Raw genomic sequence first — 16,681 nt, 5'->3', positions numbered from 1 at the left:
GGGCGGCGCCGGCGGACGGCCGGGCCGGAGTTCAGGTGGAAACCGCTGCCGGTGCTGTTCAGGCCAGTCCGGCAAACGACGGTGACCTGATGAGTGAAGAACGGGCCGTCCAGATTGTAAAAGAAAAGTTTCCCGGCTGGGACTGGTCAACTGCTCAGTTCAATACTTATCTGGACCAGCAGATTTCCGGCCGCGCTTACTGGAACATTGATGCCAACTGGCAGAAGGCCGGCCGCCCCTGGACGTCCCAGCACTGTCACTTCCGGCTGGATGCGGTCAGCGGCCAGGTAGTGTCCTTTTACCTGCAGCCCGCCCGCAGCGGGGAGCCAGCCGAACCGGTGAGCCGCCAGCAAGCGCTGGTTCTGGCGGAAAAGGAGCTCAAGCGACACCTGCCCGAAAAAGCGGGGCAGCTAAAGCTGCAGGAAAATGAGCCGGTTTATCCACCGCCCGGCCGCTGGCCGGAGCGGCAGCTGAATACTACTTATCTTTTCCGCTGGGTGCGGGTGGTGGAAGGGGTGCCCCTGGAAGCCGACTATGTGCATATCGGCATTGACGCCCTGACCGGGCGGGTGCAGAGCATGGACAGCAACTGGCACAGCGACCTGGATCTGCCGGCAGCCAGGCCGCGCCTTAGCGAGCGGGAAGCCCGGGAAAAGATGGCGGCCAAACTGGGCCTGGCCTACTTTATGCTTGCTCCCGGGGACGGGCAGAAAAGCACCGTGCCCCGTTTGGTGTATACCCTTAAGGAGCAGGGACCGCAGTTTCTGGATGCCGGCAGCGGCGCTTTCCTGGACTGGCAGGGGCAGCAGCTGAAGCAGAGTGGGGAGGAAAAGTGGCCATCCGGCAGTGGCGAATACCGTCCTCCCGCCCGCCATCTCACTCCGGCCCAGGGCCTGGAGCTGGCCCGTCAAATCTTCGCCGCACTGGGCGGTCAGGGCAGGGTGCAGCGCACCGGTGTGAGCAGAGAACGGAGTTACGAATGGGAACAGGATTACCCGGTCTGGGAATACGGACTGTTTGCCGGGCAGAACGCGGCCGAGCAAAAGGGAAGTTTGCGCCTGCGGCCCGACACCGGGCGGGTGCTAAACCTGTATCTATATCCGGATTATCCCGGTGATGCGGCCGGCAAAGGTGGGGGCGGCACACTGGAGCGGGCGGCTGCTGTCGCTGCCGTGCGGCAATTTCTGGAAAAGACATTTCCGGGCCTGAGCGGCAGCCTGGCACTGCAGCCCGAATATCCCACCTATACACCGCCCGATGCGCCCGAGCGCGAGGTGCGTCTGGTGCGGCTGGTCAACGGCATTCCTTTCTATCAGGACTTTGTGGAGGTAGCGGTGAACCGCCAGGGGCGGGTGGTGCGCTTCTACATGCGCTGGAGTGAGCTGGATTTCCCTGCGGTGCCGGCAGAGAAGCTGCTGACAGCGGAAAAAGCCCGCCGGCTCTGGCAGGATGCGGCCGAGGTGCCGCTGCAGTATCAGCTGTTTGAGCCCTATCCCGGCAAGGAAGCGGCCGGTAAGCAAAAGATTGGTCTGGTCTATGCCCTGCGGCGCAGCGGGCTGGTGGATGCCCTGACTGGCCAGGTGCTGGACTATGACGGCCGGCCTTTCCGGAGCGGCAAGGATGTGCCCCCCTATAACTGGCAGGGCAGTAAAAGCGCCTTGTACTTGGAATTGCTGGCTGGAAGCGGTTTGCTGCCGGCCCCGGAGCAGTTTAAGCTGGACGAGCCACTCACTCGCCAGCAGGGACTGGAACTGGTGCTGGCCTGTTATCCTTACTATTACCCGGAAAAAGCCTCTGCCGAAGCCTATTTTCAGGATGTAGCGGCCGGTCACCCGGCTTTCGCGGCCGCCCGGCAGGCGGTGGATGCGGGTATTCTGGACAAGGGAGGGCTTTTGCGCCCAGAAGCGCCGCTGGACCGGCAGACACTGGCCCTGTGGCTGGCCGGCGCAGCGGGCTATAAAGAAGTGGCCGAATTGCCCGTGCAGATCGAGATCAGCCCTTATCCAGGCGATATTCAGGATCTGCTGCCCCAAACCCGCAACTGCCTGGCCCTGGTGGTGGCCAGCGGTCTTTTGCCGGCCGATGAGGGCAAGTTTTACCCCGGGCGGACGGTGACCTGGGAGGAAATCGCTCCGGCGGTAGTAAAACTGGCGGGCAAGGTGCGGGATAAAGCAAACTGGTGATGGAAAGACGGCTTTCCCTGCATACCGGTGAGCCGGTGGGGCTTGGTGAAAACTGCCGGCATGAAAAACAGTTTTGTTCCATCGGGCGGTGTTGGTTATAATTGTTAATACCAACATCCAATAGCCAGGTGGTGATTAGCATGAGTACTCCCGACCCCGCCCGGCAGTATGGCTATGCAGACTGGCTGAAATGGGAAGGCCGCTGGGAGTTGATTGACGGCCGGGCTTATGATATGACCCCCGCTCCTTCTGTGGAGCACCAGTTTGCCGTGGGAGAGCTGTACTTCGCCCTGCGCAGTTACTTTCAGAATAGAGACTGTTTTGTGTTCACGGCTCCTTTTGATGTTTTTCTGAGTGCCGGCGGCAATTATGACCAGCCCGATGTGATTGTGCAGCCCGACATTGTTGTAGTTTGTGAGAAAGGTAAAATTACTCATAAAGGTTGCTGTGGTGCTCCCGCCATGGTGGTGGAAGTGCTGTCGCCGGCCACGTCCCTGAAGGATTACAATGAAAAGTTTCATGCCTACGAGCGCTTCGGGGTAAGAGAATACTGGATAGCAGATGTGGCCAACCGGGTGGTGCATGTGTACGGCCTGCGGGAAGGTTCATACAGCATACGCCGCACCTATGGCGCCAATGACCGGCTGCAATCGGTAGAGTTTCCAGAGCTGGTCATTGACCTGCAACCGGTCCTGACAGTGAGTATTTGCTAATGTGCTTTCTCCCGGCACAATATTTGCTTATTAAATGAATGGCAACTCAGCTATTCCAAACCAAAACCAAAGGAGATGATCGCTTTGCCAGTGCCGGGAGTGAACAACATCTGCGTGGTGGGGGCCGGCAACATGGGGCACCAGATCGCCCTGTGCTTTGCTATCGCTGGCTACAAGGTCAAGTGTACCGACGTTAACCCGGAAATACTGCAAAAAGCCGAGAAGTTCGCCGACACCTACCTGACTGAACGGGTGGCCAAGGGCAAAATGAGCGAGGAGCAGGCCAAAGCAGCCCGGACCAACATTTCTTTCACCGGTGATTTAAAAGAAGCGGCTCATGATGCCGACGTAGTGGTGGAGGCCATCCTGGAAAAGCTGGATTTAAAGCTGCAGCTGTTTGCCCAGCTGGATGAAATCTGCCCGCCCCACACCATTCTGGCCACCAACAGCTCCTTCATTGTCAGTTCCAAAATCGCTCCGGCCACCAAACGGCCGGAAAAGGTGTGCAACATGCACTTCTTCAATCCGGCCCTGGTGATGAAGCTGGTGGAAGTGGTCAAGGGGCCGCACACGGCCGAGGAAACCGCCCGCACCATCTACGACCTGGCCGCGGACATCGGCAAAGTGCCCGTATTGCTGCAAAAGGAGATCTACGGATTTCTGGTCAACCGCATCCTGGCGGCCATCAACCATGAAGCGCTGTACATCTACGACATGGGCGTGGCCTCCTACGAGGATATTGACAAGGCTGTGGTTTATGCCCTGGGTCACCCCATGGGTCCCTTCCGCCTGATGGACCTGACGGGCATCGACCTGGCCTACTACATCGGCATGGAGCGCTACCAGCAAACCGGCGACCCGGCCCACAAACCCTCACCTATTGTGGTGGAGAAGTTTGTCAAGAAAGAATGGGGCCAGAAGACGGGCAAGGGCTTCTACGATTACAGCAAGAAGTAGCTTGATGCCAGCGTGCTTTGGACAGGCAGGAAAAAGCACCCCTTCCGCTTTTGCCGGGCAGGGGTGCTTTTTTTGAACACCGCCGTTTCATTTTGCAAACGGTGTAATATTTACAGCCCTTCTTCCATGATCTCCAGCGCCGAAGTGTCACCGTCCTTGATGACCGCGGCAATTTTGTTTATTTCGGGCACGATGTTGCGCACATAGAAGCGGGCCGCCTGCACTTTGCCCTGGTAGAAGGGGTATTCGAAGTGGCTTTCGCCCAGTTCGGCAATGCGGCGCAGGGCTACGGCCGCCTGCTCCAGCAGCAGCGAGCCGCCCAGAGCATGGCCGTGGCGTGCAGGATGCGGGCGGACATAGCCTTTCCTCCTCCCGGAGATGCCGGACAACTGTTTCGCCCGCCCGGGTTTCCCGGGGGACGGGCGGAATGCTTCAGGGCGGCTGCGGATAATAACCGCAGCCGCTGTGCCCTGTTTACAAATGAAACGCAGATGTTAAGAAAGTGAACGACCTATTTACCCTGGAAGTGGGGTGGCCGTTTTTCAAAGAATGCCCGGGCGCCCTCTCGGGAATCTTCACTGGCAAAGACCACATCCGAGCCGGAGCGTTCAATTTTAATACCTTCTTCTATGGTGGTTTCCAGGCCGGCAGTGACGGCCCGGAGAATCTCCCGGATGGCCAGCGGGGCGCCCTTGGCCAGCCGGGCGGCCATGGCTCTGGCCTGGCTCAAAACTTCACCCGCCGGGCAGACCAGGTTCACCAGTCCGAAGCTGAAGGCGTCCGCCGCGCTGATGGGGTCACCTGTGAGCATCATGGCCAGGGCGCGGGTTTTGCCAATGATCCGGGGCAGGCGCTGGGTGCCGCCCCAGCCCGGGATGATGCCCAGCTTGACTTCGGGCAGGGCGATGACGGCGCTGTCGGCCATATAGCGCAGGTGGCAGGCCAGGGCCAGCTCACAGCCGCCCCCATAGGCGCTGCCCTGCAGGGCGGCGATCACGGGCTTGGGATAGCGCTCAATTTTCAGGAAGACGTCATGACCGCTGATTTTGGGCTTGCCGCCGGAGTGGTAGGTGGAGAACTCCTTGATGTCGGCCCCGCCGGAAAAGAGTTTTTCGCCCGCCCCGGTCAGGACAATGGCCCGCACGCCGGGGTCTTCCAGACACTCGTCCAGCAGGTTGTTTAAGTCGCCCAGCACGGCCTGGCCCAGGGCATTGGCCGGCGGGTTGTTGATGGTGGCTACCAGGTAGTTGTCGGTTTTTTCCACAAGGAGCTTGGCGTAGGACATAAACATACCTCCCATGAGTTCTTATTCCTCTTGCTCAATACCAGCGATCACCCGGGCCAGCTTTTTCTTGTGCTCCAGGTTGGCCTGGCGGGCAATCATGATCCGCTGGGCCTGGGGCGAACCGGCGCCGTGCATGGACTCGGTGCGGTAGCCCACGGCGGCGCAGCCCATGGTCAGGTTTTCCACCAGACGCAGCATGCGCAGGCGGTGCGCAGTGGGTACGCCGGCCACGCCCTTTAAATATTTTTCAATGTAAACGCCTACTTCCGGGTGGAGCAGGTCTTTTTCCGAGGGCATGGTCACCATCAGGCCGCCGGCGATGTCTTCGGCCAGCTGGGTGATTTCGTAGGGGAAGCGGGTGACATTCAGCTTGCAAACGTTGGCCAGCAGCAGGTCCACCAAATAGGTGCCGGAAGGTGTGGCATAGCCCTGGCTGGAACAGGCCAGGCCGCAGCAGAACAGCGTCTCGTTCAGGTGCACCATTTCAATCAGCTTGTCCTTGATGTGGGAGGCGCCGGCCGTGCCGTTGTAGTCGGCCAGGCTGGCCGCGGCGCCAATCAGCACGTCGCCCACCCCCACCTTGCAGCCGCCGTAGCTCTGGCGGTGGTAGGCGGCGAAGCGCTCTACCAAAAGGCCGGCATACTGGTACTCCCGGCACATGAAAACCCGCTCCCGGGGCACGAAAACGTCATTAAAGATCACCAGCGCCTCCTGGCCGCCGTAGCGGGCGTTGCCCAGATCGATCTCTCCGCCCTCCAGCTTCCTGGTGTCGCAGGACTGCCGGCCGTAGATGTAAATGATGCCGGGAGAATCGGCCGGGATGGCGAAACACACCGCGTAATCACTGTCGGCGGCCGTCATGGCCATGGTGGGCATGACGCATATCTCGTGGGAGTTGATGGCCCCGGTCTGGTGCACCTTGGCTCCCCGCACAATGATTCCGTCGGGCGTTTCGCGCACAATGTGCAGGTACAGGTCGGGGTCGGCCTGCTGGGCAGGGCGCAGGCTGCGGTCGCCCTTGGGATCGGTCATGGCGCCATCCACCACCAGGTCGTTGTCCTGCACATATTTTAGAAAGCGGCGAAAGCGTTCATGGTAGTTTGTCCCCAGTTTTTGGTCCATTTCATAGGTGACGCTGTCAATGGCGTTGATGGCGTCGGTGCCCACGCAGCGCTGGAAGCAGGAAGCCGTCTTCTGGCCCAGCAGGCGCTGCATTTTTACCTTGCGCACCAGATCGTCCGTGCTCTGGTGCAGGTGGGTGAAGCGGTTGATGGTTTCCCCGCTCAGGCTGGAGGTGGCCGTGAGCAGGTCGCTGTAACGTTCATCGTGCGCCAGTTCGTAGGTCCGGGCCACGGAATTGATGGAGGGGCGAATGATGGGGTGGTCCACGAAGTTGTCCACCTTTTCGCCCAGCAGATAGACCTGCATTTTCAGCTGGCGCAGGCTGTCCAGGTATTCACTGGCTGTTTTTAGGGCCATACCCATCCCCCTTGTGCTCATATTCAGGGTGCTGTACCATGCTCGCCTTGTGGCGGGCTCTGCGCATACGGCCTTGCTTCACGCCTGCGGCCGGGCAGCTTTACAGCCAGTGCAGGGTGCCTTCCACAATCGCCCGGGAAATGATTTCCCTGTGCACCTGGCTGGTGCCTTCCACAATCATCAGCTGGCGGGCGTCCCGGTAGTACCGCTCCAGCGGGTAGTCCTGCATGTAGCCGTAGCCCCCCAGCAGCTGCAGGGCGTTGTGGGTGGTGCGCACCGCCACTTCGCTGGCATAGGCCTTGGCCATGGAGAAGTAGGGGGCCACCTCTTTGCCGACCCGCCCCTCATCCACAATGCTGGCGGCGTGGTAAACCAGCCAGCGGGCGGCTTCGATTTCCATGGCCATATCCGCCATCATCCAGCGCAGACCCTGAAAGTCGGCTATGGGTTTTCCGAAGGCCTGGCGCTCGCGGGCGTAATCCACAGCGTGCTGCAGGGCGCCCTGGGCCAGGCCCAGGCCGCGCGCCGCCACAATTGGCCGTACGGAATTCAAGGTGAGCATGACCAGCTTAAAGCCTTCGTTTTCCCGGCCCACCAGGTTCTGTGCCGGTACCCGGCAGTCTTCCAGCACCACTTCGGATACCGGTACGCCCTTCACGCCCATTTTCTTCTCGATCTTGCCGGTGGACAGGCCCGGGGTGCCTTTGTCCACCACAAAAACGCTCATGCCCCTGTGCCCGGCAGCCGGGTCGGTTTTGGCGGCCACCAGGAAGAAATCGGCTACCGATGCGCCCGAAATGAAACACTTGCTGCCGTTCAGGATGTAGTGGTCGCCGCTGCGCTCGGCCCGCGTCTGGATGCCGGCAGCATCCGAGCCTGCGGCCGGCTCGGTCAGGCAGAAACAGCCCCGGCGGCTGCCCGCGCAGGTGCCCCGGATGTATTCCTGTTTCTGCGCTTCGCTGCCGCCGTAGGCGATGGCTGCGGTGGACAGGCGGGTCAGGAGCAGGATCAGTCCCGAAGCGCAGCAGTATTTGGCTACTTCTTCCACGGCCAGGCACAGGCCCAGGGTGCCCAGCCCGGCGCCCCCGTACTGCTCCGGATAGCACAGGCCCAGCAGTCCGGTTTGTTTGAAAGCCTGGTAGATGTCCTCCGGGTAGGTGGCGGTCTGGTCTATTTCTGCCGCCCGGGGAGCGATTTTCTCCCGGGCCAGGCGGCGCACGGTGTTGCGCAGCAGTTGCAGTTCTTCCGGGAGGTGAAAGTCCATTAGGCAACCCCTCTTTTTGGATTAATACCGCCGGGTCAGCGGGCAGGTGGTTCATTGGCGGGCTGGCCCGGGCGGAGCAATGGTAGCGCATGGTTTTAGCAGCGCTCTAAAATGGTGGCCACGCCCTGGCCGCCGCCACAGCAGGCCGTGACCAGCGCATAGCGGCCCTGCCGCCGTTGCAGCTCGTAGACGGCCTTGACCACCAGGATGGCCAGCGAGCCGGCAATGGGATGCCCCAGGGCAATGGCGCCCCCGTTGGGGTTGAATTTTTCCTCATCCCGCCAGTCGATGCCCAGCTCCCGGCAGCAGGCCAGGGATTGGGCGGCAAAGGCCTCGTTCAGCTCAATGACATCGATGTCGTCCAGAGTTAGCCCGGCCATTTGCAGGGCTTTGCGGGTGGCCGGCACGGGTCCAATGCCCATGATGTTGGGGTCCACGCCGGCGGCGGCTACCGCCCGGATGGCCGCCAGGGGCCTTGCGCCCAACTCGTCCGCCTTCTCCCGGCTCATCAGCACCAGCGCCCCGGCGCCGTCATTGATGCCCGAGGAGTTGCCCGCCGTCACGGTGCCGCCCGGTTTGAAGGCCGGCTTGAGTCGGGCCAGTGCTTCCAGGGTGGTGCCGGGGCGAGGGTGTTCGTCGGTGTCGAATACCACGGGTTCCCCTTTTTTCTGAGGAATGAGGATGGGGACGATCTGCTCCTTAAAGCGTCCTTCCTGTATAGCCCGGGCCGCTTTCTTCTGGCTTAAGAAAGCGAACTCGTCCTGCTCTTCCCGGCTGATGCCCCAGCGTTCCGCAATGTTTTCCGCCGTAATGCCCATGGGCGGGTCGCCTTTTTCTGCCGGGGCCAGGGTGCGGCGGTCGCAAAAACGGGGAGCGGTGCGAAGGGCCCCTCTTTCCCTGGCGATGGCGGTGCGGGCAGCGCCGACAATGACGGCTTCTCGCATGATCATCTCTCCTTCTCCTGCAAGCTGGGTTGGATGCAAGCTGGTTTATGCAAAACTGTTGCCTGAACTAAAGAGGGCTTTCTCCTCTGCCGGAAAAGGAGGAGGGCAGTGCAGGGTATTGATTTTGGATTAAGGAATAAACTTTCAGAAAAATTGTTGCCCGGGAAAGCCCGGGGGCCTGTTATAATAAAAAAAACCGCTCACCGGGGGGAGAACTGTGCCCGAGATCAACATAGGAGTGGTTTCTACATATCCGGTACTGTCCAGGCAAATAATGGCCCTGGCCGCCGAGCGGCAGCTCAAGGTGCAGCTGCGCGAGGGCGTGTTGCAGGAGGGCGTGCGGCAGGCCCGCCAGCTGGAGAAACAGGGGGTGGATGTGATCATCAGCCGGGGTCCCACCGGCCGGATGATCAAGAAGGCGGTCTCACTGCCGGTAGCCTTGATTGATATCACCTCCTTCGACATCCTGCAGGCCCTGCATGCGGCTGGAAAACTGGGCCGGCGGATTGCCTATCTGGGCCACCGCGTGCACGACTTCACCCCCGATTTCGCCAGTATTACGGAGATACTGGCCCTGGAAGTGCATTGCTACCCCTACAGCAATGAATATGAAATGAACTGCCAGGTGGCCAGAATATTGGACGAGGGGACCACCGACGTGGTGGTCAGCACTGGCCAGTGCATCCTGGAAATGTCCAGAAGAACTGGCCTGAAAGCCGTGCTGGTGCAATCGGGTTATGAGACGGTTTACAGCTCTCTGGAGCGGGCCCGGGAACTGGCGCGCAGTGTGCAGCAGGAGCAACGGCGCTGGCAGAGATTTCGCTCGGTGCTGGAGCTGACCAGCGATGGCATCCTGGTTTTAAATGAAAACAGGCAGGTTTCATTTTTAAACCCGGCCGGGGAAAAGCTGCTGGGAGTAGAGGCGGGCAGTGTGCTGGGCCGGCATGTGGACGAGCTGCGCCAGACCGTGCTGGGGCCGCTGCTGCAGGGGGGCAGGGCCAGCGATGTGCTCAAAACTGTGGGTAAAAAGCAGTTTCTGGTGAGCAGCCTGCCCATCTTGCTCAAGGATCAAGAGCAGGGTGCGGTGATCACCTTCCAGAGCGCCGACCGCATTCAGGTGCTGGAACACAACCTGCGGCGGCAGCTGTTTAAAAAGGGCCTGGTGGCCCGCTACACCTTTGCCGACATCATTGGGGAAAGTCCGCTTTTGCTGCAAGCCGTCCGGCAGGCCAAAAAGTTTGCCGCGGCTAAAGCTACGGTGCTGATCTGTGGTGAGAGCGGCACGGGCAAGGAGCTGTTCGCCCAGAGCATTCACCATGAGAGCAGCCGCAGCCGGGGGCCCTTTGTGGCGGTGAACTGTGCCGCTCTGCCGGAAAACCTGCTGGAAAGCGAACTTTTCGGTTATGAGGAGGGCGCTTTTACCGGGGCCAAGAAGGGGGGCAAAGTGGGCCTTTTTGAGATGGCCCACGGCGGTACCATATTTCTGGATGAGATCGGCGAGCTGCCCCTGCCGGTGCAGGCCCGGCTGCTGCGGGTGCTGCAGGAAAGGGAGATCATGCGCCTGGGCAGCGACCGGATCATCCCGGTGGACGTGCGGGTGATTGCGGCCACCAACTACAACCTGGCCCGGGAAGTAAAAGCCGGCCGGTTTCGCAGCGACCTGTACCACCGCCTGGACGTGCTGGGTCTGGAACTACCGCCCCTGCGGGCCCGAAAAGAAGATATCGGGCTGCTGGCCCGGCATTTTGTCCGGCAGCTTTCCCGGCAGGAGGGCAAATCCGTGCCCGAGCTTACCCCGGCCGCCCTGGAGAAACTGAAAAAGTACGACTGGCCGGGCAATATCCGGGAATTGCAGAATGTGATCCTGAAATATGTTTTGTTGATGGAAAGTGGACAGGAACCGGCCGAGCTGGTCGGCCGGTTGATTGGCGAGAAAGTGCAGCTGCGCCACCAGGCTGCTTCGTCCGGCGAGGGGGATACCATTACCCTGCGCATTGGCAAGCTGGAGGATATGGAGCGGCAGGTGATCCGATATCTGCAGTCCACCGGGCGCAGTGCGGCGGAGATTGCCCGCCTGCTGGGCACCAGCCGCACCACCCTGTGGCGCAAGACCAGGGTCTAGGGTTGTTCTGGGGTTTCAAAATGCAACATATTTGTACCACAATGAAAGAGTTATGCGGTGGACAGGTGAGACCGGGCCGCTCCTGACGGGGCAGCCCGGTCTTTGGTTTGGCCAAGCGCAGCATTGGGAGTGCCGGGCGGGGTGGTACGGGGTTTGCAATGCACATGTCGTCACCACAACATTGCCGCAGGCGGTTTGTCAGGTACCGGCAATTGATTAAGTGCAGGTGGGCAGCCGGCACTTTAAACGGGCCTGCTTGAGGACTGTACCCCGCTCTAGGCGAACAGACAGGCATGGCCATAACCTGTAAGGGAGTGTGATAAACTTGCCAGTACAGAATATCTGCGTGGTGGGGGCGGGCAATATGGGGCACCAGATTGCCCTGAGCGCTGCCCTGGCCGGATTCCAGGTCCTGTGCACCGATATTGACCCGCAAATTCTGGCCAGAGCGGAGAACTTTGCCGACCAGTACCTTCAGGAGCGGGTGACCAAAGGTCGCCTGAGTGAAGAACAGGCCCGGGCGGCCCGGAACAGGATCGCCTTTACCGGCCAGCTGGAAGAAGCGGCCCGGGAGGCCGATCTGGTGATTGAAGCGGTGGTGGAGAAGCTGGCGGTCAAGCGGCAGCTTTTTGCCCGGCTGGACGCCATCTGCCCAGCGCATACCATTCTGGCCACCAACAGTTCGTACATTGTCAGTTCCAAAATTGCCGGTGCCACCGGCCGGCCGGAAAAGGTCTGCAACATGCACTTTTTCAACCCCGCCCTGGTGAACAAGCTGGTGGAAGTGGTGAAGGGGCCGCACACAGCGGCCGAGACGGCCGGGACCGTGCTGGAAGTGGCCGCCCGGATGGGCAAAGTCCCGGTGCTGTTGCAAAAAGAAATATACGGCTTTCTGGTCAACCGCATTGTAGCCGCCATCAAAAACGAAGCCATCTATTTATACGACATGGGCATAGCCTCCTACGAGGACATTGACACCGCGGTGGTGCAGGCGCTGGGACATCCCATGGGGCCCTTCCGCCTGATGGACCTGACCGGCATTGACCTGACCTACCATGTGGGTATGGAGCGCTACCAGGAGACCGGTGACCCCAGGTACAAGCCCACGCCACTGATTGTGGAGAAATACCTGAAAGGGGAATGGGGGCGCAAAACCGGCCGGGGATTTTACGAGTATTAGATTGGTTAACGGGCGAGCGAAGGATGCACCTCTGCAACTGGCTGGAAGAAGTGATGCTGTTGTACTGGTTAGCGGGCTCACTCAGGAAAGGCCCTCCTGCAGGTAGAGGTTGCAGAATTAAGCCAAAGGAGAGATGGAGCATGGATTTTACCATAACGGAAGAAATCATGGAAATGAAGCGCACACTGCGCGAGTTTGTGGACAAAGAAGTAGATGCCTACGGGCAGCAGATCGAAGAGGAAGACAAAATACCCGAACACCTGCTGGCCAAAGCCAGGGACATGGGCCTTTTTGGCATGAGCATCCCCGAGGAGTACGGCGGGCTGGGCCTTAGCATGCTGGAGCGCTGCCTGTTACTGGAGGAACTGGGCCGCACCAATATGGGCTTCACCACCTACATTGGTGCCCACACCGGCATTGGTAGCACGGGCATCGTGGAAATGGGCAGTGAGGAAATAAAGCGCAAGTACCTGCCGTCCATGGCCGCCGGGGAAAAGCTGGGGGCCTTCGCCCTCACCGAGCCCGAAGCCGGATCGGACGCCAGCAATATGAAAACCACCGCCGTGCTCAAGGGCGACAAATGGATCTTAAACGGCAGCAAACACTTCATCACCAACGCGCCCGATGCCGATGTGTTTACTGTAATTGCCGTTACCGACCGTTCCAAAGGTACCCGGGGCGGCTACACTGCCTTTGTGGTGGAAAAGGACTTCCCCGGCTTTTCCGTGGGCACGGTGGAAAAGAAAATGGGCCTGCGCGGGTCGCACACCGCCGAGATTATCTTTGAAGACTGCGCAGTGCCGCGGGAAAACGTGCTGGGCGAAGTGGGCCGGGGCTATGCCGGCGCTTTGAAAATCCTGAGCAAGGGCCGGGTGGCCCTGGCCGCCCGCTGTGTGGGAGCCTGCGACAAGCTGGTGGAACTGTCGGTCAAATACGCCCAGCAGCGGGTGCAGTTCGGCCAACCCATCGCCAGCTTCCAGGCTATCCAGTGGATGCTGGCCGAGATGGCCGCCGACACCGAAGCGTCCCGTGCTCTGACCTGGCGGGTGGCCTGGATGGTGGACCAGGGGCTGCCGATGTACAAGGAGGGTCCCATGGCCAAGATGTTCGTTACTGAAGCACTGGCCCGGGTAGTGGACAAGGCGGTGCAGATCCACGGCGGCATGGGTTATATGAAAGAGTTTCCGGTGGAGAGATTTTACCGCGATGCCCGCATCACCCGCATTTATGAAGGAACCAACGAAATCCAGCGCCTGATTATCGCCGGTCAGCTGCTCAAGGAGTTCGAGTTGTAGAAAAGAGAGAAGGTGGTCCAATGCAGGAAGTGGCCATTGTTGGTGCCGGGCAGACCCGCTACGGCGATTTTCCCGAACTGGGGGTGAAGGAACTCTTTGCTCTGGCCTACCGGGAAATGCTGAAAAGTGTGGACCGGGGGCTGGACCCGCAGCAGATTCAGGCCGCCTACATCGGCTGTTTGAGTGCCGGCAGCGGTTTCCAGCTGGGACAGCTGGCTCCGCTGCTGATGGGGCATGTGGGCCTGCCCCACATTGCCGCGGTGCGGGTGGAAAATGCCTGCGCTTCGGGGGGTTACGCCCTGTACAGTGCGGCCTGCGCGGTGGCGGCCGGCAAGTACGACCTGGTGCTGGCGGCCGGGGTGGAAAAGATGCGCGATGTGTCCTCGGCCAAGGGCCGGTACTGGCTGGGGGTTTCGGGCGACACCGAGTACGAGCGCCTGGCCGGCTCCACTTTTGCCGGCATATACGCGCTCATGGCGGCCAGATACATGCACCAGTACGGGTTGAAAAGGGAGCACCTGTCCATGGTGGCTGTGAAAAACCACCGCCACGCCCTGGATAATCCCAAAGCCCAGTTTCGCAAGGAGATTACCCTGGAAGAGGCCCTGCGGGGTGCACCCGTGGCCCATCCCTTCAATATCTGGGACTGCAGCCCCACTAGCGATGGAGCGGCAGTGGTGCTGCTGTGCAACGCCAGAATAGCCCGCAGCTTTACCGACCGGCTGGTTTACCTGAAAGGGTTTGCCGTGGCCAGCGATTACCTGGCCATCCACGACCGCGATTCCATCACCGGGCTGGCCGCCACCCGGCGGGCTGCCGCCGCGGCCTACCAGCAGGCGGGGGTGAAACCGGCGGATATTTCCTTTGCCGAAGTGCATGACTGCTTTACCATTGCCGAAATCATGGCCTACGCCGACCTGGGCTTTTGCCGGGAAGGAGAGGCCTGGCGCCTGCTGGAAGAGGGAACCACCCGCCGGGAAGGCCGCCTGCCGGTGAACAACAGCGGCGGGCTGAAGGCCAAGGGTCACCCCATCGGGGCTACCGGCGTGGGCATGGCGGTGGAGATCTTCAGCCAGCTGCGGGGCGAGGCCAGGGAGCCCTCCCGGCAGCTGAAAAACCCCGGGCTGGCCCTGTCCCACAATGTGGGCGGCTCGGGTGGTACGGCAGCGGTGTTCATTTACCGGGGGGGTGCGTGAGCATGGCCAAAAGCACAGTGATCGCCTGCGGGGCCTACATCCCCTACCTGCGCCTGACACGGCAGGAGTATGTTAGTGCTCTGGGTGGCTGCTCGGCAGATCTACAGGAAAAAGCCGTGCCCGATATTGATGAGGATGTGCTGACCATGGCCGTGGCCGCAGCCCGCAATGCTATGGCCGGCGTGGATCCCGGCCGGATTGGCGTGCTGGTACTGGCATCGGCCAGCTTCCCCTACCAGGAAAAATTTATGGCCGGCACCCTGGTGGAAGCCCTGGGCCTGCCGTCTGATGTGCTGACCGGGCACTTTGGTCACTCCCTCCTGGCCGGCGCCGAAGCCTTTCTGGCCGCTCCCGGGCTGCTGGATCTGACCGACCGCCCCTGGGCGCTGGTGGTGATTGCCGATGCGCCGGCCGCGACCGGTGAACTGGAGCAGGCCGCCGGCGGTGGCGCCTGCGCTTATGTGCTGGCCCGGCAGGGGGCAGGTCTGGAACTGGAAGGTGCGGCGGCTTATGCCGCCGAGTATCCGGGTCTGCGCTACCGCCGGCCCGGTGATATCGCCGTGCGGGACATCGGCGTGCCGGCCTACGCCGCTGCGGCCGCCCGGGAAGTGTCAAACGCCGCGCTGGGCGGGCTGCTGCAGAAGCTGGGGGCAAAGCCGGCCGACTACGGGCAGGCCGTGCTGCCCCAGAGCGGGGCAAGAGCTTACCTGAACCAGGCCCGGCAGCTGGGCTTCAGCGCGCCGCAGGTGGAGCAGGGAGCGGTATATTCTCTGGTGGGCGACTGTGGGGCGGCCACGCCCTTTCTGGGACTGTGCCGGGCGCTGGAGCAGCTGGATGTGGGGCAGCGGATATTGCTGCTTACCAGCGCGCTCGGTTCCGGCAGCTGCGCCTTGAGCTTTAAGCTGTCCGGGCCGCTGCTGCCGCCCGCCTGGTCTGTAAACGCGTTGCTGGAGCGCAAGAAATACCTCAGCTATGTCCAGTACCTGCGGCTGCAGGGGATTGTTTGAACAAGCGGGAGCAGCCGGCTGTGGCAGAGCAGCAGGCTGCTGATGGCAGTGATACACAAATTAGTTGATAGGGAGGTGCTGGTATGGGCGCCCATATCTCCATACCCATGTACCGCCGTACTGTGTCCCGGCGCTACCGGCTGGTGGGGCAAAGGTGCCTGAACTGTGGCCGGATTAACTTCCCGCCCAAGGCGGTCTGCCGCTACTGTTTAACCGGAACGGAATTTGAGGATGTCCCTTTAAGCGGCCGGGGGACAGTGTACTCATACACCATCATTGCCGGGGGCGGTGCTCCGCCCGAATTCGCCGACCTGGCCCGCTGCCGCGGCAGCTACCCCGTGGCGCTGGTGGAACTGGAAGAAGGCCCCCGCATTATTGCCCAGCTGGTGGAAATCCCGCCGCAGGACATCTACATCGGCCTGCCGGTAGAGGTCGTGTTCCGGCGCATTTACGAGGAGGAAGGTGTGGTGCGCTACGGGTGCAAGTTTCGCCCGCAGCCCGCGGCGGAAGGGGAAAATTTGTAAGAAAAAACGATGAAAATTTGAGCCAGAGCAAGACCGGTTGGCAGGGAGATCGGTCTTGCTCTGGCTGTTTTATTATCACCTTACAAGGTCAAGTCTTGCTCAAGCGCACAGGTGGTCAATTTTTGTTTTGGGAAAAACATATATACCATTGATTTGAAGGATTTGTCATATTTTCAAAGAATATAACATTTACCAAAAAGGAAAAACCAGGGAAACCGCCATCCTGGGTCATGTCCCAGGGAAGCAAAATTGTCGGTTAACGGAATGTTTTGGGGCATCCTTCCCTGTCCTAACACTATTAGGGGAGGTTTTCTTTTGAAAACAGAAACAATTGTTCAGAAATTAAAAAAAGGAGATGTACAGGCCTTTCGCTTTGTTTATGAACTGTTTTACAAATCTGCCTTCAAGGCTGCATTTTTCATTTGCAACGATTTTGGACTTGCTGAAGATGCAACTCACGAAGCATTTTTAAAACTATAAAGCAAAATTGATCAACTTAAAGATCCTTCCAGGCTAGAAATCTGGCTCTGCC

Annotated in this window: 14 protein-coding genes and 1 pseudogene; 10 read left to right on the top strand and 5 right to left on the bottom strand. The window is 60.4% G+C overall.

Annotated features, from left to right (window positions below; genetic code table 11):
- The 3 genes from ACUVTU_RS09155 to ACUVTU_RS09145 all read left to right on the top strand — a co-directional run.
- A partial coding sequence (locus ACUVTU_RS09155) for a YcdB/YcdC domain-containing protein (RefSeq protein WP_445889658.1) occupies window positions 1–2,183 on the top strand: 2,183 nt, incomplete at its 5' end.
- Window positions 2,184–2,323: 140 nt separating this feature from the next.
- Window positions 2,324–2,896 carry a Uma2 family endonuclease gene (locus ACUVTU_RS09150; protein WP_445889657.1) on the top strand — a complete coding sequence of 191 codons (573 nt, stop codon included), beginning with the start codon at window positions 2,324–2,326 and terminating at the stop codon, window positions 2,894–2,896.
- Between the two features lie 84 nt (window positions 2,897–2,980).
- Window positions 2,981–3,853, top strand: coding sequence for a 3-hydroxyacyl-CoA dehydrogenase family protein (locus ACUVTU_RS09145; RefSeq protein WP_445889656.1), 873 nt, complete (start codon window positions 2,981–2,983; stop codon window positions 3,851–3,853).
- Window positions 3,854–3,963: 110 nt separating this feature from the next.
- On the opposite strand, the gene ACUVTU_RS09140 is transcribed toward ACUVTU_RS09145, so the two are convergent.
- The 5 genes and pseudogenes from ACUVTU_RS09140 to ACUVTU_RS09120 form a co-directional block, all read right to left on the bottom strand.
- On the bottom strand, window positions 3,964–4,242 hold the full coding sequence (locus tag ACUVTU_RS09140) for an acyl-CoA dehydrogenase C-terminal domain-containing protein (protein WP_445889655.1): 279 nt from the start codon (window positions 4,240–4,242) through the stop codon (window positions 3,964–3,966).
- 122 nt (window positions 4,243–4,364) lie between these two features.
- Window positions 4,365–5,138 carry an enoyl-CoA hydratase-related protein gene (locus tag ACUVTU_RS09135; protein ID WP_445889654.1) on the bottom strand — a complete coding sequence of 258 codons (774 nt, stop codon included), beginning with the start codon at window positions 5,136–5,138 and terminating at the stop codon, window positions 4,365–4,367.
- A gap of 21 nt (window positions 5,139–5,159) precedes the next feature.
- A complete protein-coding gene (locus ACUVTU_RS09130; RefSeq protein ID WP_445889653.1) occupies window positions 5,160–6,617 on the bottom strand; it encodes a 4-hydroxyphenylacetate 3-hydroxylase family protein in 1,458 nt (485 codons plus the stop codon).
- A 100-nt stretch (window positions 6,618–6,717) separates the two neighbouring features.
- Entirely contained in the window at window positions 6,718–7,881 is a 1,164-nt protein-coding gene (locus ACUVTU_RS09125) for an acyl-CoA dehydrogenase family protein (protein ID WP_445889652.1), read from the bottom strand.
- A 95-nt stretch (window positions 7,882–7,976) separates the two neighbouring features.
- A pseudogene (locus ACUVTU_RS09120) lies at window positions 7,977–8,708 on the bottom strand (thiolase family protein); the annotation flags it as partial.
- 334 nt (window positions 8,709–9,042) lie between these two features.
- Between ACUVTU_RS09120 and ACUVTU_RS09115 the strand changes: the two are divergent.
- From ACUVTU_RS09115 to ACUVTU_RS09085, 7 genes are all read left to right on the top strand, one after another.
- Complete coding sequence (locus tag ACUVTU_RS09115) at window positions 9,043–10,947, top strand: sigma 54-interacting transcriptional regulator (protein ID WP_445889651.1); 1,905 nt, start codon at window positions 9,043–9,045, stop codon at window positions 10,945–10,947.
- Window positions 10,948–11,272: 325 nt separating this feature from the next.
- The gene (locus ACUVTU_RS09110; RefSeq protein WP_445889650.1) at window positions 11,273–12,127 is read left to right on the top strand and encodes a 3-hydroxyacyl-CoA dehydrogenase family protein; all 855 of its coding nucleotides are present in this window, start codon (window positions 11,273–11,275) and stop codon (window positions 12,125–12,127) included.
- Between the two features lie 140 nt (window positions 12,128–12,267).
- Window positions 12,268–13,422 carry an acyl-CoA dehydrogenase family protein gene (locus tag ACUVTU_RS09105; RefSeq protein ID WP_445889649.1) on the top strand — a complete coding sequence of 385 codons (1,155 nt, stop codon included), beginning with the start codon at window positions 12,268–12,270 and terminating at the stop codon, window positions 13,420–13,422.
- Between the two features lie 20 nt (window positions 13,423–13,442).
- Window positions 13,443–14,618, top strand: coding sequence for a thiolase domain-containing protein (locus ACUVTU_RS09100; RefSeq protein WP_445889648.1), 1,176 nt, complete (start codon window positions 13,443–13,445; stop codon window positions 14,616–14,618).
- A 2-nt stretch (window positions 14,619–14,620) separates the two neighbouring features.
- Window positions 14,621–15,625: a 3-oxoacyl-ACP synthase gene (locus ACUVTU_RS09095; protein WP_445889647.1), complete on the top strand. Its 1,005-nt coding sequence runs from the start codon at window positions 14,621–14,623 to the stop codon at window positions 15,623–15,625.
- 83 nt (window positions 15,626–15,708) lie between these two features.
- Entirely contained in the window at window positions 15,709–16,149 is a 441-nt protein-coding gene (locus ACUVTU_RS09090) for a Zn-ribbon domain-containing OB-fold protein (RefSeq protein WP_445889646.1), read from the top strand.
- Between the two features lie 315 nt (window positions 16,150–16,464).
- Window positions 16,465–16,629: an RNA polymerase sigma factor gene (locus ACUVTU_RS09085; RefSeq protein ID WP_445889645.1), complete on the top strand. Its 165-nt coding sequence runs from the start codon at window positions 16,465–16,467 to the stop codon at window positions 16,627–16,629.
- Window positions 16,630–16,681 lie beyond the last annotated feature (52 nt).

Source organism: Desulfurispora sp. (assembly GCF_052744395.1).
This window is presented reverse-complemented; position numbering and strand designations above follow the sequence as displayed.